Origin of the sequence: Candidatus Tisiphia endosymbiont of Melanophora roralis, from assembly GCF_964026575.1 — a bacterium.
GTDB lineage: Bacteria > Pseudomonadota > Alphaproteobacteria > Rickettsiales > Rickettsiaceae > Tisiphia.
Genome location: NZ_OZ032161.1, coordinates 626,912 through 650,131, shown reverse-complemented (window position 1 = coordinate 650,131; position 23,220 = coordinate 626,912). Strand labels below are relative to the sequence as shown.

Here is a 23,220-nt window from a genome sequence, read left to right as displayed (position 1 = left end):
ATGATTTTGATGATAGGGATAAGCTGATAGACAATTAGAATCGCGTTGTCAACAATTCCTCTCATATCAGGGGGCATCTTCTTCCCAGCATAATGCTTCGTACGACACTTGTCTTGATACATCTGACTCGGAAGAAGATATAGCACTAGCTGGAAACTCCATATGTGTTGTGAAATTATGTAGCATCAAACCCTAAAATTATAGTCCCATATGTCAAATTGACATGGGGGGTTTTTAAAACAGTTATATATAATTATAATTCTAGATAATATATAAGTAAGATTTAAACAACTATGAGTAAATTTGTACAAGCCGATGGTAGGGTTATCTATCCCCAAACCAATCTAACGAGAGAACAAAAAGAAGCCGTCGGGTTACTGTCAATAGGAACATTCCTTGAGTATTTTGATCTGATGCTTTATGTTCATATGGCAGTTTTACTTAATAGTCTGTTTTTTCCCCAAAATGATCTAGACTCTGCCGCTTTTTTTACTGCAATTGCATATAGTATCACTTTTGTTTTTAGACCATTTGGAGCATTGCTGTTTGGTTGGATAGGAGACACTATTGGTCGAAAAATAACTATCATTGTTACAACCTTTATGATGGCAGCCTCGTGTTTTGTTATGGCTACCTTACCAACTTATGAACAAATTGGAATTACGGCTTCATGGATTATTAGTATATGTCGTGCAGTACAAGGTATATCTTCCTTAGGTGAGAGGGTGGGAGCAGAGTTATATTTAATGGAAATAACAAAACCACCAATACAATATCCAGTTGTAACGTTGATTACGGTTTGTGCCTCCTTGGGGTCAATGGTTGCATTAGGTTTTGGTTTTTTGATTACTAACTATGGATTTAATTGGCGGTATCTTTTTTGGTTTGGAATGATAATTGCCACTATAGGTACAGTTGCTAGAACTAACTTAAGAGAAGCACAAGAATTTGCTAATGCAAAATTGCGATTAAAAACATTTTTTGATAACCACTTTATTGATAGAAAAATATTAAAAGGTGATCCGATTTTAGAAGAAAAAGTGCAGAAAAAAACAGTATTCTATTATTTTTTAATTCAATGTGCTGGTCCAGTACCAACATATTTTGTGTATTTTTATTGTGGTAATATACTCAGGAATTCTTTTGGTTATGGTATTGGAGATATTATTTATCATAACTTTCTTATTTCGATAATACAGCTATTCACTACGCTATTATTAGCGTATTTAAGTTATAGAATATACCCTTTAAAGATTATTAAAGTCAGGTGGGTAATTTTCTCTACTTTTATAATATTTTGCCCTTATTTTCTTTATAGGGTCAGCACTCCTATACATTTATTTATAATACAACTATTGATCGTGTTATTTGCACCTGATTCAGCTCCAGCTAGTGCAATTTTTTATAAATATTTCCCTATTTTTAAACGCTTTACTTATAGTAGTATTGTATAAGCCTTAGCACATGCCACAATTTCTGTTGTTACATCTTTTGGTTTTATATATTGTACAAAATATATGGGGCAGATAGGAATACTATGTATTATGTTGCCTATAGTAATAAGTTATGGATTTGGGATATTTTACTTTGCAAAGTTGGAGAATATAACTGTAACTAATAGTTATTAGTTTTATAATAAGTATGTATTAATTTAGAACATAATTCTGCAAAATTTTGCTCAATTGTTGGTGTATTAAAATACATACTAAGGCTCATAAACCTACTAAGGGTTTCTATTATAATTTTTTTTGCTTTCTCCGGTGATTTAGTTTCTAGAGTTTGTATATTATGAGTTCGATCAAATAATTTAATCAATGCCACATCATATTTTTCTTGTTGAAGTAATATATCTAATGTTTCCGCCGAGCTAATCTTTCCGTGAGGCTTGTTCCTGCTTAAGTCTTCTACTTGACTAGCAACCTGCTCCCCAAAAATATAAGCAATCATCTTTTTAGTAAGTTTTGTATCCTCAATGGTATCATGCAGTATGCTGGTAACAATAATGTCAGTGCGAAAAAGATAATCAGAAATCATATACGCCACCTCTAGTGGATGGGAGTAATAAGGCTCGCCTGACTGCCGCATTTGGCTACCATGATATTTCTTGGCGTAATATATTGCTTTTTTGACTTCGTTAATATCTATTGGTCTATTTACTTCCTCATTCATCTTACAGAGTTTGTCCAGTAACCTAGTAGCATATTGACAAGGTGCATACTTTGAATTGTCCCGATAATTAATATCTTCTTCTTTCATAAAAAACCCTAAATATTTTTATATTCAATTTATAGATTAAACTAAAATATAAATTATTACCAAGGACTTTTTATCTATTTTTACAAAAGATGAATATTTTTGTATTTTGTTGGAATATGCATTTTGTTGTTGTATAAATAGACAGCTACTTCCTTTATATTCACATATCCTATAAATCGTTGTGTAAACTGTAAATGACTAGACAAAAAAATACCAGTAAAATTTATATTGTTATAGAACTCTTGCTAGAAAAAACTAGAATAATATTTTAATGAGGTTGCCTTGGTGTAAATTGTTATATATTTATTATTTATTTCAGAGTATTTTTAGTTTATTTTCTAATTTTACCTATACACCTGAGCATCCGTAATGGAAGTCAATAAAAAAATAGTAACTTAACATAAATTTTCATTCCAAGAAGAATTATTTTTTACAATAGAGTGCATAAAAGCTAGTAATTTACGCATAACAGCAACAAGAGCAACTTTTGCTGGTTTAATGGAAAGAAATAAAAGAAAAGTTCTTTTACAACAAACTATTCCATTCAATGGAGGATGTATTAAATAGAATGTCAGATGCTATATTAAAATATGAAGCAAGTCCTCAAATTATTAAGTCTATCACTAGTTGGAACTGGATTATTAATCCTATTAATTCTTTATTGAAAGATAATTAGTATGACTTCTAGCTCTTTCTCGAAAAAATGATAGCCTTCTTGTAATTCTTGTGTATTGTTGTAGCTATCAGTTTTCGTGCAAGAAACTATCAACAATAAAAGTTGACGAGATGTTTTACTTAATTGTTTGCCACAATTATTGGTAAGATTTCGCCACTCAGGCGGGACAAAATTACCGACTATATTATAGAAAATAGTGTTAGGATTTTCAATTAAGTTGTCGGAAAAATTAACGATTCTGTCATATTTCCTCCCCGTGAAAAACGGTTAAAAATAGACTATTTTGTATGTCAAACTTGGGGAATTTTGCTAAAAAAACACTATAAAAACAGTATAGAATTTTTTTAATGAAATTATGAAATAGTTGGGACGGTAATATATATGCTGATTGGAAGGAAATTTTTAAATCACATTCTCTGCTCTTGCGAGGAGGCGATGAAATCGCCGACGTGGCAATCTCATGAAATAATATCTGCCTTTGTTAGGCGGCTTCGAGATAATTTAAGCTCTTCTTCACAAGATTGCCACATCGGCACTTTGTGCCTCCTCGCTAATAGACGGTTTTAACTTTCAACAGTTGTGTACCTCGACCCTTCGACTCCTGCTACTATCATAATTTTGATTCTATCAACTCTTCATTTACTAGTGTTATATTTATACTCTTCATTTATGCTCTTCTGTTTCTAGATTCTTCCAAATTCTATTTTTAGAGATATAGAAGAAAATTATAAAAATTACTAAGAACATCATCACTTTTAAACCCATGGATTTACGGTTTTCCATTTCAGGTTCAGCAGCCCATTGTAAAAATATCGTAACATCCATAGCCATTTGTTCGACTGATGAGTTTGTTCCGTCTATATACTTTACTTGTCCATCTGACAAGGGAGCTGGCATGGCAATCTGACTATGTGGAAAATATGGGTTGTAATTTAATCCTAGCATTAGTTTAAAATTCTCAGGAGGATCACTATAACCAGTAAGTATAGAATATAAATAATTTGCTCCATCAGGTCTTGCTTTGATAATCAACGATAAATCAGGCGGGTCTGCTCCATTATTGGCAGCTCTTGCTGCTTGTTCATTAGGATAAGGACGAACAAATGGATCAGAGGGTAGAGCCGGTCTTTCAAACATTTCTCCTGCATCATTTGGACCATCTTGTACAGTATAATTTTTGGCTATTTCTTTAATTTCTTCATCTGAAAATCCTAGATCTTTAAGATTACGATAATATAAATTATAAAGACCATGACAGCTACTGCATACTTCTTTATATACTTGGAAGCCACGTTGTGCAGCTTTCCTATCAACAGTTGCAAAAACTCCATCAAATGACCAAGCAATCTTTTTTGTAGGTAGTGCTTCGTTTGCGATAGAGATGTTTGATAGTAATAATATGAATAGACAAATAATAGAGTTTCTCCATGACAGAAAAAACGTCATCCGAGCTACAGCGGGAATCCAAGAAAGATATCCTGAAAGACCATTAAATATTGGTTTAAATATCATATGCCCCTGTATAAAATACCTTTGTATAACTTTGTTGTCTTTCATATAGAATCCGGTAATGGCAGAGTTTTTTCATATTTGCTAATTAGGGGTACTGCAATTAAAAAATGAAAGAAATAATAAGTAGCAGCAAACCGGCTTAAGGTAATGTAAGGTTCTTCTGCTGGTTGTCCTCCAAGATACCCAAGTGTCAAGCAGTCAAATATGAACAGCCAAAAAGCTATGCGGAACATTGGTCTATAATTGCTACTCCTAACTTTTGAACTGTCAAGCCAAGGTAAAACAAATAATAACAAAATACTAGAGAACATTAATATTACGCCACCTAGCTTTGACGGTACTGCACGTAAAATGGCAGAAAATGGCAGAAAATACCATTCGGGAACTATATGAGCTGGAGTAACCAAAGGATTAGCTGGTATGTAATTGTCAGGATGCCCTAGATAATTTGGTTGGTAAAAGACAAAAAAGGCAAATATTAAAAAGTAAACACCGAATCCAACAAAGTCTTTTACCGTATAATACGGGTGAAAAGGGATGGTATCTTTAGATGACTTAACATCGATCCCTTTAGGGTTATTTGATCCATGAATATGTAGTGCTACTAAATGGAGTAGTACTAAAGCTACTATAATAAACGGCAATAAATAATGTAAAGCAAAAAATCTGTTAAGTGTAGGGTTATCAACTGAAAATCCTCCCCAAAGCCAAGTAACTATCGATTTGCCAATAATAGGTATAGCTGAAAATAAATTGGTGATTACAGTTGCTCCCCAGTAACTCATTTGTCCCCAAGGTAATACATATCCCATGAAAGCAGTAGCCATCATAGTAAGAAAAATTATTATGCCTATATGCCACAACAACTCTCTAGGTTTTTTGTATGAGCCATAATATAATCCTCTACAGATGTGTAGATAAACTGCAGCAAAAAACATTGATGCTCCAACTGAGTGTATATAACGTATTAACCAGCCGTAATTGACATTACGCATAATTTTTTCAACACTCTCAAAGGCGTAATCGACATGAGGAGTGTAATGCATAGCTAAAATAATGCCAGTGATTATCTGAATTACTAAAGCGATACCAGCTATTGACCCTAAATTCCATAGGTAACTTAAATTTTTGGGTGTTTGGTATTCGCCTAAATGTTTAAGGAACGAGAAAACAGGTAGTCTATAGTCTATCCATTCTATAACGGGGTTTGATTTTTTAGGATCATTAGTTTCATTCATAAATAACTATCCGATTTTAATTTTTGTATCGGAAATAAACTCATATGGTGGGACAGCCAAATTTAAAGGAGCTGGTCCTTTACGAACGCGACCAGATGAGTCGTATTGAGAGCCGTGGCATGGACAAAACCAACCATCATAATCTCCTTGGTTTGCAAGTGGTACACAACCTAAATGTGTACAAATGCCGATAGTTACTAACCATTTATCATGTCCAGCTTTAACTCGTACTTGATCAAGTTCAGGATCTATTAACTCGGAAAGGTTTACACTTCTTGCTTCAGCAATTTTTTCTGGAGTCCTGTTAGTAATAAAAACCGGTTTACCTTGCCATTTAACAGTAAGAGTTTGACCTGGTTGTATGTGAGATAAATCCACTTCTATTGAAGATAGGGCAAGAACATCCGCTGAAGGGTTGAATGAATCAACAAGAGGGTAGGTAGCACATGCAGCTCCAACCACAACCATACTGCTGGCAGTTAAGGTTATAAAATCCCTACGAGTTGCCTTATCATAATCATTAGTATTTGACATAAACTGACTAGTATACCTCTCCTACTTGCAATAGTTGTTTTCACAACTCTTGAAGTAGGGAATTATTTTACAATGAGTGCAACTATAGAGCCTAGGTTCTATAGTAGTGGCTTTCACTTTTTGCACAAACTTGATATTTATTATTATATTTAATATAATAGACTACTGGAAAAGTAACAAAAAATCAAGGGTAGCTTCAGCAATTCAACAATTAACAGTGAAGTATTACCCTAATTTTGCTTATAAGGAAAAATGCATTCTTAAAGCGGCTAACGCGAATGCATTTTAAACCTTTCTAAAGCTAAAAACATGATTTTAAAGGATTAAAATCATGTTTTTAGCAAAATATTAATTTAACATAAAAAATACGTCATTGCGAGGAGTCGCGAAAAAGCGGCAACGCAGCAATCTAGGATACGCGAAGCGTTACTCTAAAAAAACAGCTTCGCTGTTTACCTAGATCGCCACGGCATCTAAAGATGCCTCGCGATGACGATTATAAAGAAATGTACTATCTGTATACTAGCTTTCTTACTTAAGTTTTCTTAAGTATCTTATAGTTATTCACTAAAGACAATATTTAAGATACAAGGGTACTATGCTTAAACCTTCTCGGATTAGCTTTATCTATATAGGATTTTACTATAATTATCTTTTATTAAAAGGAATAAATTCTCTTTGTACATACCCAGTATATAATTGCCGAGGTCTGCTAATTTTTTGTTCGGGATCTTCATGCATCTCTTTCCATTGTCCCATCCAACCAACAGTTCTTGCTATAGCAAAAAGCACTGTAAACATCTGTGATGGTATCCCCATAGCTTGATAAATAATACCAGAATAAAAATCAACGTTTGGATAAAGCTTACGATCTATAAAATATTGGTCATTGAGAGCAATTTTTTCAAGCTCAGTAGCAATTTGTAGTAATGGGTTATTATTTTCTCCTAATTCATCTAATACTTCTTTGCAGGTCTCTCTAAGTACAACTGCTCTTGGATCATAACTTTTATAGATTCGGTGACCAAAACCCATTAAGCGGAAAGAATCATTTTTATCTTTTGCTCTTGCAATATATTGTGGAATACGGTCTATTGTCCCAATCTCTTTCAGCATATTAATTACTGCCTCATTTGCTCCGCCATGTGCTGGTCCCCATAAAGACGCTATGCCAGTACTGATACAGGCAAACGGGTTAGCACCGGATGATCCGACCAAACGTACTGTTGAAGTGGAGGCATTTTGCTCATGGTCAGCATGGAGAATAAATATTTTATCTAAGGCATTCTTTACTACTTGGTTTACCTTATATTTTTCACAAGGCGTCGCAAACATCATATGGAGAAAATTTTCAGTAAAATCTAAACTATTATCAGGATATATAAAAGGCTGACCTATTGAATATTTATATGCCATTGCTGCAATAGTTGGCATTTTTGCAATCATTCTAATAGCAGCTAACTCGCGTTCATTTTCTTCTACATTTAAAAAATTTGGATAAAATGCAGATAAAGATCCTACCACAGCCAACATAATTGCCATAGGATGAGCTGAGTGACGGAAAGCCATAAATAAACTTCTAAGCTGCTCATTAACCAAAGAGTGATTAGTAATTTTCTGAGAAAAAGATTTATACTGATTAGTGGTTGGTAATTCACCATTTAACAGTAAATAGGCGACTTCTAAGAAATTACTTTTTTCTGCTAACGTTTTAATATCATATCCCCGATGTCTTAATATCCCTTGATCCCCATCTATGTACGTCATTGCAGATTTACAAGCTGCTGTAGACATAAAGCCAGGGTCATAAGTGAAATAGCCTGTTAATGAATATATACCGCTAACATCAATAACATCTTGACCAATCGATGCTTTTTTTATTGGTAAATTAAAAGACTTATCACCTATTTTTAATTCAACATTTTCCAAAGTTTTAATTCCATTATTTGTCATATGTTCTCTTTTATCATATTTTATGTTGCCCACTAATACAAAAAATGTATTTTTTTATATATTTTACCAAATTGTCACCCCTACCACCACAATGTCACCCCTGCGTAGGCAGGGGGCTAGAAAAGTCTAAATAGTCTTCTAGGCTATTTTTTTAGATTCCGCACTGAAGCAGAATGACATCTTATGGCTGTTATATCTACTTAAACTTGTACAGTTGGTATATTTGTTAAACCGAGTTATATGTATCTCTATCCAAAGTACCTTCACTGTTATCAATAATCAAGGTAATTGTTGCATCACCTGTAATATTAATGGTGGTACGTAACATATCTAATATCCTATCAATTCCAGCAATTATAGCAACACCTTCAATCGGTAAATGGATTGAAGATAGAACCATAGGTAGCATTATTAAAGAGGCTCCTGGAATACCAGCACCACCTATAGATCCAAGAGTTGAGGTAATAATAATGACTAAATAATCATGCACCGCTAAATCTATACCCATCATTTGAGCAAAGAATATGGTGGTAAGAGCCAAATTTATAGCAAACCCATCCATGTTTATCGATGCCCCAAGTGGCAATATGAAAGAAGTACTAGATTCAGAGATGCCTAGCCGTTCACGACAAACTTGCATAGTTGTAGCAAGCGTTGCTTTACTACTAGAAGTAGAAAAGGCAAGTATTTGGTATTCCAAACTCTTTTTATAAAAAGGTAATGGTGACATTCGACAAAATACATAAATTAGCATGCCAAAAATACCATATTGACATATCATGGCAATCACTACGGCAGCAACTAATTTTGATAAACTAATCATTACATCAAAGCCTTGCGTACCGACTACCCAAGCCGTTAAAGCAAATGCACCATATGGAGAAAGTTGAATGATCATTGAGATCATTTTTAACACCATTTTTGATAATCTATGAAATAAATCTTTAACAGGTGCAGCACTAGTTCCCATTTTATTTAGTATAAGTCCAGAAAATATTGCAAAGAATACAATTTGTAAAACATTAGAATTGGCAAAAGCCCCTATGACATTATCAGGCACAATATTCACAAAAAAATCAATCATATTAAAGGATTTCTCTTGTGAAGTATTTGAGGCAACATCAAAATTAATATGAACACCATGACCTGGCTTTAATACAAGAGCAACGGTAAGACCAAACACTACAGCAAAAAAAGTAGTTCCTAAAAAAGCAGCAACAGCCTTTATTCCTACTCTGCCAAGAGAAGTAGGGTCACTCATACTAGTTATGCCTGCTACTAAACTAAAAAATATTAAAGGAGCAATAATCATTTTGATCAAACGCAAAAAAATATCTCCTACCGGTTTTATATAAGATACATATTCAGGAAAATATATACCAAACATTATACCTAGGATTAATCCCAAGGTAACTTTTTTCCATAATTTCATTGTTTTCCTTAATTAATTTAAAGAGTGTTTTGATCCGACGTCATCCTGAAATAAATTCAAGATAATGTCCACTTGTGTTCAGGATGACACCAACTTTGGAATTCTAGATATACTCAAATGATTTGAAGAATTGGATTTGAAAATGAATGGTGAGAAGGCGTAGCGTACATATAGTATAGTTACGCATGCGAATCCATGATATTTTCAAAAAACAATTCTTCAAAGCAGAAGAGTATAACATCGCTGACTTAAACTCAGGAAGCAGTGGATTATATAGTTTGGGTAAATCTTAGTTCTAATAAACACTCTCTTAAATTAGATACTTTGAGTTACCCAATTTAAATAGCTAGACAGCCCATCTTGAATGTCGAGCTTTATTATTTGCGGAAGATCATAATTATGTATATCAGTAATCACCTTTTCTATTGTATTGTAGTTATCAGATTTAGCCTTTATCACAATACGATATTCTAGCACAGAAGATATCTTGCCTTCCCATTTAAAATAGCTGACTATATTATCTACTTGTATGCAAGCAGCTAGATTTTCTTCCAATAAGCTAGTTGTTATTTTGTCTACCACCTGCTGGTCATTGGTTGTAGTTAAAATCATACAACATCTTTGTACCACTTATACCTCCACAAAGCAATTAGGTGTTTCAAATAATTTGACTTTTGTAATAATAAAAGAACTATTAGTAAACAATTTTGGCAAAATATTCAATTTTAGGTATAATGCTATATTTTCTGCAGTTGGATTTTGTTGCATATAATATATTTTTTGACCAGTCCAGTCACATATTCTATCTCCCATTTCTCTATCATTTTGGTGTAATATAAGATTATGATCAAAATTATCATTTATCCACTTTTGTATTATTGACTTCATGTGACCAAAATCTACAATCATACCAAGATTATCGGTAACACTTGATCCCGCTGTAACTTCAAGGACATAACGATGACCATGTAGAAATTGACACTTATTCTCATGTCCAACAATTCTATGACCTGCATCAAATTCAATTCTACGAGTACACTTTATCATAATTAACCTCAAGTATCGATGTAAGACATCGTTTTAATAGCCTAGGATATCATCCATGCACTTTTGATGTCATCTCAGGCGTAGGCGGCTGATATCTAAGAAAATAGCCTAGAAGGATGTTATATCTATAGTATCTACATTTTTTATATAACCACTATTAAAATGGCTGCTGATCGTCTATTAGCGAGGAGTCGCGAAAAAGCGGCGACGCGGCAATCTAGGATACGCGAAGCGTACTAGAAAAAAAAACAGCTTCGCTGTTTACCTGGATCGCCACGGCATCTAAAGAGCCTTGCTATGACGATTATAGAAAAATGTGTACTATGATGTTATATACTCTTCTGCTTTGAAGAATTGTTTAATTCTTTAAATATGAGCTAGCAAAGATTCATATCTAGCAATATCCAATTTAATAATATCAATTTTTGTATCATCAATTTCTTCGTCTATTTCTTTTGTTAAAGAGTCTATTTTCCTAATTATCTCATGTAGTTGCAAACTACTAGTATCAACAGCAAATTCTGTTACTATATTTACATTTGTCCACGTGACCTCAGCTAACCCTGAGTAGATAAAATACTTAAATACAGAATTATCTACTGTAATTTTTGTCAATCCATCTTTTAAATTTGCAATTAATAACTCATGACCTGGTAAAACCTCAAATTCTCCTAATTCTCCCGGCATTGTTACCATCTGAGCTTCCATGTCAAACACAACATTCGCTGGCGTTACAATTTTAACCCTAATTGTTTTATTCATTATGCCACTTTTTCTTTAAGTGTTTCGCCTTTCTCTACTGCTTCATCAATGCTACCAACCATATAAAAAGCAGCCTCTGGTAAATAGTCATATTTGCCGGAAACCAACCCATGAAACCCTTCAATAGTATCAGCTAAACTGACAAATTTTCCAGCTATACCTGTAAATACTTCGGCAACATGGAAAGGTTGAGATAAAAAGCGTTGAATTTTCCGTGCCCTAGTAACGGTTAATTTATCTGATTCCGACAACTCATCCATTCCTAGAATGGCAATTATATCTTGCAGAGACTTATATGTCTGTAAAACTTTTTGTACCTCACGAGCAACCGAGTAATGTTTCTCTCCAACAATTGCCGGATTTAGTAATTGTGAACTACTATCAAGTGGATCTACTGCCGGGTAAATACCAAGCTCAGCAATTTGTCGACTAAGTACGGTAGTCGCATCCAAATGAGTAAAAGAAGCAGCAGGAGCAGGATCAGTTAGGTCATCTGCTGGCACATAAATAGCCTGCACAGAGGTAATTGATCCAAGCTTTGTTGAAGTAATACGCTCTTGCAGCTCTCCCATATCTGTTGCCAATGTTGGTTGATAACCAACTGCTGAAGGTATTCTACCTAATAGGGCTGATACCTCAGAACCAGCTTGAGTAAAGCGAAAAATGTTATCGACAAAAAACAAGACATCCTGTCCTCCATCTAAATCCCTGAAACTTTCGGCTATAGTAAGACCAGTTAAAGCAACTCTAGCTCTTGCACCGGGTGGTTCGTTCATTTGTCCATAAACAAGAGCTACTTTAGATTTTTTGGGATTTTTTAAATCAATTACCCCAGAGTCAATCATTTCGTGATAAAGGTCGTTACCTTCTCTAGTCCTTTCCCCAACTCCTGCAAAAACCGTATATCCTCCATGTGCTTTTGCTATATTATTAATAAGTTCCATAATTAACACTGTCTTTCCTACCCCAGCACCACCAAATAACCCAATTTTTCCTCCTTTTGAATAAGGGGCTAAAAGATCAATGACTTTAATCCCTGTAACCAAAATGTTTTTTTCAGTTGATTGATCAACAAAATTTGGAGCTGGTTTGTAAATTGAAGCAAAGTCAGTTGAATCAATCTTACCTCTTTCATCAATTGGTACACCAACCACATTTATTATGCGTCCGAGTGTACCAATACCGACAGGTATCTTAATAGTCTCACCTGTATCTATTACTTCTTGCCCTCTTACTAACCCTTCTGTTGGACCCATAGATATACATCTAGCAATATCGTCTCCTATATGCTGTGATACTTCTAGTATCACTTTCTCTCCATTATTATCGCACTCAAGTGCATTGAGAATCTTTGGCAATTTACCATCACTACTAAACTGCACATCGACTACAGCTGAAATAATCTGCACAATCTTGCCAATAGTTTTTGTCATATTTTACCTTAATTTATTTTTTATACGGCTTCTGCCCCTGCAATAATCTCTATCAAGTCCTTAGTAATCATATCTTGTCTAGATCTATTAAGTTTTAGTGTTAACTTATTAATAAGCTCCTTAGCATTTTTGGTTGCATTATCCATTGCTGTCATTCTAGCTCCTTCTTCGCTAGCTCTATTTTGTAGTAGAGCATAATTAATTTGAGCCGATACATAAAGATTAATCATATGCAAAATAAGCCCTTCACCTTCATATTCATAGCTCAAATATTTCTCATTTGAACATAGCTGTTTTTCAACTGGCAATATTTGCTTTTTAATTGGAATCTGTATCATAGCATTTTTACAGTTGTTAAAATATATTTGACAATTGCTAATTCTAGAATCCTCTACCATCTCCATCAGTTTTTCTTTGATTTGAAATGACAAATTATTATTATGAGCTTTTGGAAATTCATAATAATCATCAATATAATGGGAATATTGTCCCTTAAATGCATCATAACCCTTTTTGCCAATAATAATAAGCCTTACTTGTTTACCAGCATTTTCCAAATTTGCAATATCAGATTTTACCTGCTTGGACAGTAAAAAATTAAAAGCTCCGCATAAACCTCGTTCGGAGGTGACTACTATTAGTAAATGTGACTTATTTATATTCAAGTCACCTTGGTCTAATAATCCTTCCGAGAAAAATTTTTTCTGCTCGATAGGCATATCCTGTAAATTATTGCTAGATGCCACGCTAGACATTATACCCTGCAGAATCCCCATATAATCCTCTGAGTCCTTAACTTGGTTTTTGGCTTTTGTAAACTTAGTAGCCGAAACTATCTGCATAGCCTTAGTGATTTTTTGCGTTGTTGTAATGCTCTTAATACGAGATCTTAACTGTTTTAAACCTGACATAGCTACCTAATTAATCTTAATCTGAAGTCGATTTAACTTACTGAACACTCGATAATCAAGTTTTTTAGAATTATTAAAAAATACGTCTATTAGCGAGAAGTCGCGAAAAAGCGACTACGCGGCAATCTAGGATACGCGAAGCGTTACTCTAAAAAAACAGCTTCGCTGTTTACTTGGATCGCCACGGCATCTAAAGAGCCTTGCTATGACGGTTAAGGAAAAACTTGATTATCGAGTGAACAAGCATTAAAGTTTTGCACAAAATGTTCTAAGAAAATTTTTAACTTTTGTTCCATTTCTTCAGTAATTCGTCCTTGCTCTCTAATAGATACTAAAATATTGTTTTCACTCAGTTTTATTTCTTGTAGCATTCTATGCTCAAATTCTTTTATTCGTTCAACAGGAATACTATCAAGATAATTTTTTACCCCAGCATAAAGACTAACCACTTGTTCTTCAACAGGGAAAGGGCTATATTGATCCTGCTTCAATATTTCGCTAAGCTTTGTACCATGTGAAATAAGTTGTTTAGTTGCAACGTCTAAGTCTGAACTAAACTGAGAAAAAGCTGCTAATTCCCTAAATTGTGCTAACTCAAGTTTCACACTTCCTGCCACTTGCTTCATAGATTTTACTTGTGCTGCTGACCCTACCCTACTCACTGATATACCAATATTTACTGCCGGTCTGATACCTTTATAGAACAGCTCATTTTCTAAAAAAATCTGTCCATCAGTAATTGATATAATATTGGTTGGAATATATGCGGAAACATCACCTGCTTGGGTTTCAATAATTGGCAAAGCCGTAAGAGATCCACCACCAGCTTTATCTGACATTTTTGCGGCTCGTTCAAGTAACCTAGAATGTAGATAAAATACATCTCCTGGATAAGCTTCACGTCCCGGCGGTCTTCTAAGTAATAGTGAGATTTGTCTATAAGCAACAGCATGTTTACTTAAATCATCGTAAATAACTAGTGCATGCATACCATTATCACGAAAATACTCACCAATACTACAACCAGTGTAAGGGGCAACATATTGTAACGCAACAGGATCAGAGGCAGTAGCTGCTACAACTGTGGTATATTCCATTGCCCCTGAGTCTTCTAATCTTTTTACTACCTGTGCAACAGTTGATCTTTTTTGACCAATAGCTACATAAATACAATAAATTTTATTTTTTTCATCGCCGTCAAGATGAGCTTGTTTTTGGTTAATAATAGTATCTATAACAATAGCGGTTTTACCTATTTGCCTGTCACCAATAATTAACTCCCTCTGACCTCTACCAATAGGAATTAGGGCATCAATCACTTTGATACCCGTTTGCACCGGTTCTTTAACACTTTTTCTAACAATTATCCCCGGAGCTTTTTCCTCTATATTCCTATATGTATCAGTTATAATCTCGCCTTTACCATCAATAGGATTTGCCATACCATCAACGACCCTACCAAGCAATGACTTACCAACTGGTACTTGTAAAATCTTTCCAGTTCTTTTTACCGCATCACCTTGTTTGACTTCTCGATCACTACCAATTAATACAATACTTACAGAGTCTGTTTCAAGATTAAGAGCAAGACCTTTCACGCCTGACGCAAACTCAACGACCTCGCCAGCTTCCACATTATCGATACCATATACCCTAGCTATACCATCACCAACTGTTACAACCTGCCCTACTTCTCGTAAATCGCTAAGCTGATCAATATTAGCAATTTCTTTTTTTAATATTTCAGCAAGTTCGACAGCCTTTAATTGTTGGGTAGACCCCATAGTTATTCCTCATATAAAATTTATTTAACCTATCTTTGTACCTCAATTCGATATAAGAATTGTTAATTCTTATCCCAAATTCGCGTTATATGTATCCCGGAAGTTCAATGTAACAAGTTACATCGAACTTCCGGTTATCTTTGTAGCTTTCAAGGTTTTCGTTATTTTTTCTAACATTCCAGCAATAGAATAGTCCCTAACTATGCTATCATATTGCACCACAATACCGCCAATAATTGACTGACTTTGGCAAAAATTTATAGCAACCTTCTGCTGAAAGTCATCTGCTAAATATTTTGTTAACCATTCTTTCTCTCTAGTTTGCAAAGATTTAGAAGAAGTTACTTTTACCATTTTAATATTTCTGCTGTTATTAAGTAGTTGTTGGTATAATACTATTATGTTTGATAAAATAGGCATACGTGAATGCCTTAGTAATATTAACAAAAACCGCTTAACTATAGATTCGATATTAAAGGTTTTTGTAATTAACTCAATTATTTTACATTTGTCAATATCCTTTACTATAGGAGAAAATATAACAGCCTTGATTTGCGGATTATCCTCGATAAATTGATTAATAATGGTAATCTGCTGTAATATTTTATCTTCCAAGCTACTTGCCAATGCATTATCAAATAAAGCAGAAGTATAGTTACGTACTAATTTATTGTTAATCATTATGTTTTTATATCCATTAAAATTCTATAACTATTACTATGGCTTAAACTCGATAATCAAGTTTTTCCTTAACCGTCTATTAGCGAGAAGCCGCGAAAAGCGGCATCGTAGCAATTTTTTGAAGTAATACTTGTCCCTACTTCACAAGATTGCCGCGTCACCGCTTCCAGCGACTCCTCGCTAATAGACGTATCTTTTAATAATTCTAAAAAACTTGATTATCGAGTTATAGAATATATTAAACACATAACCGATGCAACGCAAAGTCCAACGCCAATTTCAATGATAAAGATACCAATATGTTGAGCTAATAATTTATCATTTGCAAGAGAATAGTAGTTTAAGTAATTATCGTCAAATAATATTGATACCATACCGGTCATGGCATAGATAAGTACCCCGATAGTAGCCATACCAACTAGTAAATCAGTAGAAAAATATTGTTTTAATTTGAACTGACCATGAACTAAATCAAAACCAATTATCATAGAAGCAAATATAGCTCCAGCTTGGAATCCGCCTCCTGGTGATGCATCACCATTAATTTGAATATATAGACCATATAAAAATATATAAGGTAAGATAAAAAGAGTAGAATGTTTTATAATGATAAAATCTTTAAGCATGTTCATTACTTTTTTGTGAAAATAGCAATAATACCGATATTCCAGCAATTAAAATGACTGCCGTTTCTCCAAGAGTATCATAACCTCTGTAGCTAGCTAGTAGTGCTGCTACAAAAGAGGGAATACCAATATCACTTTTAGTATTTTCAATATAATATTTGGTTAGGTGACTTTGTATAGGAGAATCTATAGATCCATATTCTAGTAAATCAAGTCCTGCAAAGCTAAATGTTACTATGAACATTAAACATATAATTGATGAACTTATTACTCGTGTTGGTTTAAGATCACATTTCTGTATATCTTGCAATCTAGTGAGAAAGCTTAGGAAGACACAACTAGACAAACAGCTACCTAGAGCTACCTCAGTCATTGCCACGTCTGGAGCGTCCATAAGAAGATAAGATAAACCAATAAGTAAGCTAAAAACAGAATTTATTACTACTGTTTCTAATAAAGAATTACAAAATATAATCTTAATTGATACGATGGCAAGCATTATAAGGATTACCATAAGCAACCAGCTAGCTAGTTGAAAATTTATTATTTCTAGTATCATAAATAAGCGATCAATTGTTTTAACCTCAGTTTTGGATTAAATTTAAAAATTTTAATCCAAAACTGGCTAGAATAATTTAAGTTCTTCAGAAAAATGCATTCTTGAAACGCTTCTACGAATGCATTTTAATCTATTATCGCTAATAATCTTATTTTTATTGATATAAAAATAAGATTATTAGCAAATGAAATATTTAACAATCAGGCGTCAAACCGCTTTAAGCCTGATTGTTTACTTTCTCATTCCAATTTCGGATTAATTTCATTAATCCGAAATTGAGGTTTTTAGGTTAGTTTTTCTTAATAAAGCAGCCTTGCCAATTGCATGAGTAGATACCGGGTTTAATATTAAAATCAATATAGAGGCAAAAACTAATTTAAAAGAGCTAGTAAAATCATGTTGTAAAAAGGCAAGCCCAACAAGTGATAAAGGTACGCCGCAACATTCAATTATACTAGCAGCATGAATTTTTGTATAGAAATCAGGAAATCTAAAAAGTCCAACAATCCCGGAAAATATTGCTATAATTCCGAGTAAGATTAATCCATAACCGATAACAAAAAACATAAATATTCTATTCTCCTTGAGCAAGCGAATATCCAGCTTTCCCATCAAATTCAAATAGATTTTCAATTTTAATAAAGTCTATTTTTGCATTGCTTAGAGCTTCAAGTAAATGGGCTATAGATAAATGCGTTACTCTTTCCCCATCTTTCTTTGCCATAAAGCGGCAACACCAATGGTCAGACAGCAATTCAAATATCTCATCTCTTGGCCATAATTTAAGTCCCATGGAAGCTATGGTTTTTAATTCTAAGTCACCTAAATTGATAGTTTGAATTTTTGCTGCTACATCATGGGCAGTCAAAGCCTCCATCTGTATGAATATATCACTACCTACCAATTCTTTAGCTTCTTTAGTATTAATCGAATATATCGTGTCAATAGTTTCTTGTGCAGTTGATGATGAATATGCAGCTGCTGCGAGCTTAGAAGGTTTGAAGCCTAGTCTTTTCACTACTTCATCAGCAAATTCCTTAGTTCCAACTTTTTTACTAGATATTTTCTCATCATAGATATCCCCAGTATGAACTCCGTCCTCAATGGTTTTTTTCCAAGCATTTTCTATTAATGCAGCAATATCCTTTTGCTTAATATGAATTAGCATCATAATTACTGCGTTAAGTAAACCAGAAGGATTAGCCAAGTTACGATCTGCAATATCCGGGGCAGAGCCATGTACCGCTTCAAATAAAGCATAATTTTGACCTATATTAGCAGAACCGCTAAGTCCTACTGATCCAGAAATTTCTGCCACTACGTCAGATATAATATCCCCATACAGATTTGAGGTTACAACGACGTCAAATAATCCTGGCTGAGTTGCCAGTCTTGCAGTGCCTATGTCTATTATATAATAGTCACTTTGAATCTGCTTATATTCACCAGCAATTTCATCAAAAACTTTATGAAAAATTCCGTCAGAAAGTTTCATAATATTATCTTTACTAAAACATGTGACTTTTTTACGGTTATTTTTTATCGCATATTCAAAGGCATATCTAATAATTCTTTCACTACCAACTCTGCTGATTAGTTTAAGAGATTCATAAACATTGTGAGTTTGGCGATATTCAATTCCAGCATATAAGTCTTCAACATTTTCCCGTACTATAACTGTATCCAAATTTGGATGTAGTGTTTTAACAAAAGGAGCATAAGAAATAGAAGGGCGAACATTTGCATAAAGAGATAAGGCTTTTCTAAGAGTTACATTTAAACTTTTATACCCACCACCTAAAGGAGTGGTAATAGGGGCTTTTAGAAGAATCTTAGTTCTTGCCAATGATTCCCAAGTATCTTGTGCTATCCCTGAAGTATAATGCTTCTGGTATAATTTCTCTCCTACTTCCACCATTTCTATACGTATTCTTGCTTCAGCTTCTTTTAAAATATACAGTACTGCTTGCATTATTTCTGGACCTATACCATCACCATAAGCTACTGTAATGGGAGTAAATTCTGTCATTGATAAACCTCTATAACAAATTATTCGTATTTAATTGTAACATGTTTTAATTTATTATTTAGTTCTGCTATCACTTCTTGTGTAATATTCAGACTATTTTTAGCAAATAAAATTTGAGTACTAGGTATAACTAGATCAAGATTATACTTTTCTGCTAAAGCACTTATAATCTTTGTTATTGCTTCTTGTACTTTTCCTATACCTTCAGCATGGGCTTGCTCAAGACGTACTTTCCTATCTCGTATTTCTTTTTGTGCTATGTTTATTTCCTTTTCAAAAAGACTAAATTCTTGTTCAAAAGCTGATTCACTTAAAGAGTTACGTTTTCCCATTAATAGATTCTCTATTTCTTTTAGTTCCCCATCCTTCTTTGATAGATCTTGTCGAATTTTCTCGCTTATTTGGTCTACAGATTTTCTTATAGACTGGATTGCTACAGAATGTTCTAGAATAGAGTGTATATCTACAATAGCAATTTTTGTCGCAAATCTATTTGCAATATTTGTATTAGAAGCATAAATAGTTGAATAGCTGTTAATTATTAAACAAAATATTATTGTTAACCAGCTATGACATCGTTTTGACCACATAACTATCATACTAATGTTAGTGTTTTTGATCCACATAGAATTTTCTCTTCTAAATTCTTCAATTTTTTGCAGTATATACCAAAAATTTCTTCCACTAATATGTTTTTACAAAAATAATATCTTTTTTAACTTTCAACAGTTATGGACAACAACCGTTCTATTTCTCCAATACAGCAATTCAATACCCTTCCTATTTAATTTTCGTCAAGTACAGTAGTTGTGTCTTCAGCCAAATTCTCACGTAGCACTTCTATTTCTTCTATGGATAGTTCTATTATTCTACTTATAGTTTCTATAGAAAAATTTTCTTTTAGCATTTTTTTTGCCATTGCTATTTTTTCTTCAGCTCTACCTTCAGTTCTAGCTGCAACTATATAATCACGTTCTTTTAGCGATTCATTGACATAATTCTGATAGTGCTGACGTTCTTCTGGAGTCATTTTTAGAACACTCAGACGTTCTGCTACTTTCTTCATATAAGGCGACTTAAAATCATCTTTAACCTCAGAATGTTTGGCAAAATATAACCACTCATCCAACTCATCTTTTATAATACCATCAAAAAGCGGTACGGAAATAACAAAATATTCAGGAAATACATTGTGAACATCAAAAAACCTACAACCCATATCAGCAAGATGTAAGTCTACTGGATGTTCCCTGTCCATTTTTCTAAATATAGTCTGACCGTGATATAATGGAGAGCTTATATCGCTCAACACAAAATATATTAAGTTGATATGAAATATTTTTTTGATATCACTATAATCCTGATCTGAGCTGATATTATCAACAATCAACCGACAACTATTAAAGCAAGCTTTGTGGAGAAAAGTGTGGGTAGTTGAACGATCTATTTCCACAATATATTTATGACCTTGCTGGTCTTCAACGATAACGTCAGCTACGCTTTTCTTTAAGTCTTTACGTTCTTTATTACTCTCACTCTCTAGTAAAGCGGTGATTTTTACTGGTAAGTAACCAGCATCTTTAAGGATAGCCGAAATAAAGCCTTCGATTATTTCATAATCACCTTTATCTTTGAGTAGATATTTAATCGCATAATCTAACGATACCAGTGTTTTACTATTCGTACTCATAAGCTATCCTCATTATAAATTTCCTTCAATATTATCCACTCCATCATCTTTTGACGCTTGCGAGCATATGTACAAAAACAAAGCTCGCATGCCTTCATTGAAAGCGGTGTAGTTGCTTTCTTGCCGCATGAAATTGCTGCGATACACACCACTTATGTAGGCTAAATCTTCTAAGACTATTCTAGCATTTTCTCCACTGAAAAGCTGCAAATAAATTGATTTTAATTGCTCTTTTGAGAGTAAAGTAGGTGGAGATTGGGTTGCTGAAGAATTACTTTAATCCTAATTTAATGCTTGTCTCTTAAGACAGTATCAAAACCATCATTGGAGTATACCTAGTTTCCTACAAATTTTGTTCCACGTTATTCTAAAACCATCTACACGCAGTGATCTTACGATCATCAAAATTAATTGTACTATTATATTAGGTTTGTAACTCTTAAATAATACAGTAGGTACGTCATTAAATTTTATTAATTTACTTGATGAAAAGCTAGGTATCTTTGTTGCGGATAATAGTAAAGGTTTAACTTGCTTATCAAATTGACTTAGATATTCATCATTCATAACAAATAAGGAAATATTAATTAACCTTATTGTCATTTTTTTATTATTGAAACAATTACTAATTCCATAATTAACTCTAACACATGATAAGGCCAAATCAATTGCTTCTATATCATGTTTGCTTGCTATAGATATCCACAAGCATATATCTTCACCAATCTTTATATTTTCAGGGAATTTGTTTGACATAAAAAGGGAGGTTTTTCCCATTACACTAGACATTGCTATTGGACATTTAGTAATAATATTTGGAAAAACTTGCTTGCTAAAAGTACCAGAGCTTATATATTTTATCAAATTTCCAACCCAATCTATTCTATGGTAAGAAGTATGCGAGAATAACAAACTATTATCCTCCATAAACTTCAATTGAACCTCAAGTTTATTGTCATAAAACAAATCATCAGAATCAATGAATGCTATGTACTGCCCAGATGCATGTTTAATACCTAGATTACGTGCCGCTGCTGGTCCTGCATTTTCCTTACGAATATATTTAATTCTACTATCTTTATTGCACTCCTCAATCAACCTAGATACATCATCTTCAGAACCATCATCTACTATAATCAATTCAAAACACTTATGAGTTTGTGCAATAACACTCTTTATAGACTCAATTGCCAAATCAATTCTATTATAAATTGGCATAATTACACTAATCTTAATATCGGTTAAGATATCCTTAGCCATTGAATCAGCTAGTTCAGATGCTTGATAACAAGAAGCATTTGCAAGAAAAACACTAGTACGATGCAGGAATAAATAAGGCGATCCTTCCATTATAGTCATTTCTTCTAAAGTTAACCTTCTGAGAAACCCAGACCATAATTCACTACATTCATTCATATGGCTAGTAATTTTATGTGTTCCTTGGTCTAGATGAGTACGACTTTTAATTAAAATACGATCATCAAAATGAATAGGTGCTATCCGTAAAAACTCAAACCAAAGTGCATAATCCTGGGTAGTTAATAATGTTTCATTAAAAGTACCAATTTCACGGAAATATTTTATGGGTATTAAAAGAGTACATCCATGAATTAATCCTCGCATAAGAGGGAATAATGGGATATTACATTTTTCCACTGATAATATTTTATCTGGTCTTGTAAAAGACAGTGATTTGGATTTATGATCTATAACTTCATATCCACCGTAAATAATCGTATTACGATTGGGAAGAGTATTAAGTATATTAATTTGATGTTCAATTTTATTTGGATTGTAAACATCATCATGACTAAGCCACGAAAAATACTCTCCTGTCATTTCCTTAATTGCCAAATTTAAGGCTGAAGCTACCCCACCGTTTGGTTTGGAAAAATAACGAATCTTGTTACCATAAGATAAAGCTATACGTTCCGTTTCACCATTATCATTTGATCCATCATTAACAACTAAAATTTCTAAATTTTTATAAGTCTGAACAACTGCACTATCTATTGCTTTACGCATATAATTAGCACCGTTGTAAACGGGAATAACGATTGAAACTTTTGGATAAAAGAGGCTATTGCTCATTGAAAT

General features: G+C 33.5%; 19 protein-coding genes and 1 pseudogene. 1 reads left to right on the top strand and 19 read right to left on the bottom strand.

The features are described from left to right. Positions 1-293: 293 nt before the first annotated feature. Positions 294-1,454 carry an MFS transporter gene (locus AAGD53_RS03200; RefSeq protein ID WP_341763254.1) on the top strand — a complete coding sequence of 387 codons (1,161 nt, stop codon included), beginning with the start codon at positions 294-296 and terminating at the stop codon, positions 1,452-1,454. 160 nt (positions 1,455-1,614) lie between these two features. Here the strand turns inward: AAGD53_RS03200 and AAGD53_RS03195 are convergent, their stop codons facing one another. From AAGD53_RS03195 to AAGD53_RS03105, 19 genes and pseudogenes are all read right to left on the bottom strand, one after another. Further along, positions 1,615-2,256, bottom strand: a complete 642-nt coding sequence (locus AAGD53_RS03195) for an HD domain-containing protein (RefSeq protein WP_341761214.1) — start codon at positions 2,254-2,256, stop codon at positions 1,615-1,617. Between the two features lie 1,339 nt (positions 2,257-3,595). Beyond that, a complete protein-coding gene (locus AAGD53_RS03190; RefSeq protein WP_341763400.1) occupies positions 3,596-4,378 on the bottom strand; it encodes a cytochrome c1 in 783 nt (260 codons plus the stop codon). Positions 4,379-4,485: 107 nt separating this feature from the next. Continuing rightward, complete coding sequence (locus AAGD53_RS03185; protein WP_341763253.1) at positions 4,486-5,682, bottom strand: cytochrome b; 1,197 nt, start codon at positions 5,680-5,682, stop codon at positions 4,486-4,488. A 6-nt stretch (positions 5,683-5,688) separates the two neighbouring features. After that, positions 5,689-6,216 (bottom strand): ubiquinol-cytochrome c reductase iron-sulfur subunit, encoded by a 528-nt coding sequence (gene petA, locus AAGD53_RS03180; RefSeq protein ID WP_341763252.1) that lies wholly within the window; start codon positions 6,214-6,216, stop codon positions 5,689-5,691. Positions 6,217-6,864: 648 nt separating this feature from the next. Continuing rightward, positions 6,865-8,169: a citrate synthase gene (locus AAGD53_RS03175; RefSeq protein ID WP_341763251.1), complete on the bottom strand. Its 1,305-nt coding sequence runs from the start codon at positions 8,167-8,169 to the stop codon at positions 6,865-6,867. Between the two features lie 226 nt (positions 8,170-8,395). Next, a complete protein-coding gene (locus AAGD53_RS03170) occupies positions 8,396-9,601 on the bottom strand; it encodes a dicarboxylate/amino acid:cation symporter (RefSeq protein ID WP_341763250.1) in 1,206 nt (401 codons plus the stop codon). 315 nt (positions 9,602-9,916) lie between these two features. Then, positions 9,917-10,213, bottom strand: a complete 297-nt coding sequence (cutA, locus tag AAGD53_RS03165; RefSeq protein ID WP_341755864.1) for a divalent-cation tolerance protein CutA — start codon at positions 10,211-10,213, stop codon at positions 9,917-9,919. An 18-nt stretch (positions 10,214-10,231) separates the two neighbouring features. Beyond that, on the bottom strand, positions 10,232-10,648 hold the full coding sequence (locus AAGD53_RS03160) for a 6-pyruvoyl trahydropterin synthase family protein (RefSeq protein ID WP_341763249.1): 417 nt from the start codon (positions 10,646-10,648) through the stop codon (positions 10,232-10,234). Between the two features lie 366 nt (positions 10,649-11,014). Beyond that, positions 11,015-11,410 (bottom strand): ATP synthase F1 subunit epsilon, encoded by a 396-nt coding sequence (gene atpC, locus AAGD53_RS03155; protein WP_341763248.1) that lies wholly within the window; start codon positions 11,408-11,410, stop codon positions 11,015-11,017. Continuing rightward, the gene (gene atpD / locus AAGD53_RS03150; protein WP_341763247.1) at positions 11,410-12,843 is read right to left on the bottom strand and encodes a F0F1 ATP synthase subunit beta; all 1,434 of its coding nucleotides are present in this window, start codon (positions 12,841-12,843) and stop codon (positions 11,410-11,412) included. The genes atpC and atpD overlap by 1 nt, the downstream gene beginning before the upstream one ends. Positions 12,844-12,863: 20 nt before the next feature. Next, positions 12,864-13,754 carry an ATP synthase F1 subunit gamma gene (gene atpG, locus AAGD53_RS03145; RefSeq protein WP_341763246.1) on the bottom strand — a complete coding sequence of 297 codons (891 nt, stop codon included), beginning with the start codon at positions 13,752-13,754 and terminating at the stop codon, positions 12,864-12,866. Positions 13,755-13,966: 212 nt separating this feature from the next. Beyond that, positions 13,967-15,538 (bottom strand): F0F1 ATP synthase subunit alpha, encoded by a 1,572-nt coding sequence (gene atpA / locus AAGD53_RS03140; protein WP_341763245.1) that lies wholly within the window; start codon positions 15,536-15,538, stop codon positions 13,967-13,969. A gap of 117 nt (positions 15,539-15,655) precedes the next feature. Continuing rightward, entirely contained in the window at positions 15,656-16,219 is a 564-nt protein-coding gene (gene atpH / locus AAGD53_RS03135) for an ATP synthase F1 subunit delta (RefSeq protein ID WP_341763244.1), read from the bottom strand. 218 nt (positions 16,220-16,437) lie between these two features. Then, positions 16,438-17,404: pseudogene (locus AAGD53_RS03130) on the bottom strand (DUF4040 domain-containing protein). Positions 17,405-17,668: 264 nt separating this feature from the next. Further along, on the bottom strand, positions 17,669-17,971 hold the full coding sequence (locus AAGD53_RS03125; RefSeq protein WP_341763243.1) for a Na+/H+ antiporter subunit G: 303 nt from the start codon (positions 17,969-17,971) through the stop codon (positions 17,669-17,671). 7 nt (positions 17,972-17,978) lie between these two features. After that, positions 17,979-19,433 carry an NADP-dependent isocitrate dehydrogenase gene (locus AAGD53_RS03120; RefSeq protein ID WP_341763242.1) on the bottom strand — a complete coding sequence of 485 codons (1,455 nt, stop codon included), beginning with the start codon at positions 19,431-19,433 and terminating at the stop codon, positions 17,979-17,981. Between the two features lie 20 nt (positions 19,434-19,453). After that, the gene (locus AAGD53_RS03115; protein WP_341763241.1) at positions 19,454-20,059 is read right to left on the bottom strand and encodes an OmpH family outer membrane protein; all 606 of its coding nucleotides are present in this window, start codon (positions 20,057-20,059) and stop codon (positions 19,454-19,456) included. A 158-nt stretch (positions 20,060-20,217) separates the two neighbouring features. Continuing rightward, positions 20,218-21,123 carry an Rpn family recombination-promoting nuclease/putative transposase gene (locus tag AAGD53_RS03110; RefSeq protein WP_341763240.1) on the bottom strand — a complete coding sequence of 302 codons (906 nt, stop codon included), beginning with the start codon at positions 21,121-21,123 and terminating at the stop codon, positions 20,218-20,220. Between the two features lie 321 nt (positions 21,124-21,444). Further along, a complete protein-coding gene (locus tag AAGD53_RS03105; protein ID WP_341763239.1) occupies positions 21,445-23,214 on the bottom strand; it encodes a glycosyltransferase family 2 protein in 1,770 nt (589 codons plus the stop codon). Positions 23,215-23,220 lie beyond the last annotated feature (6 nt).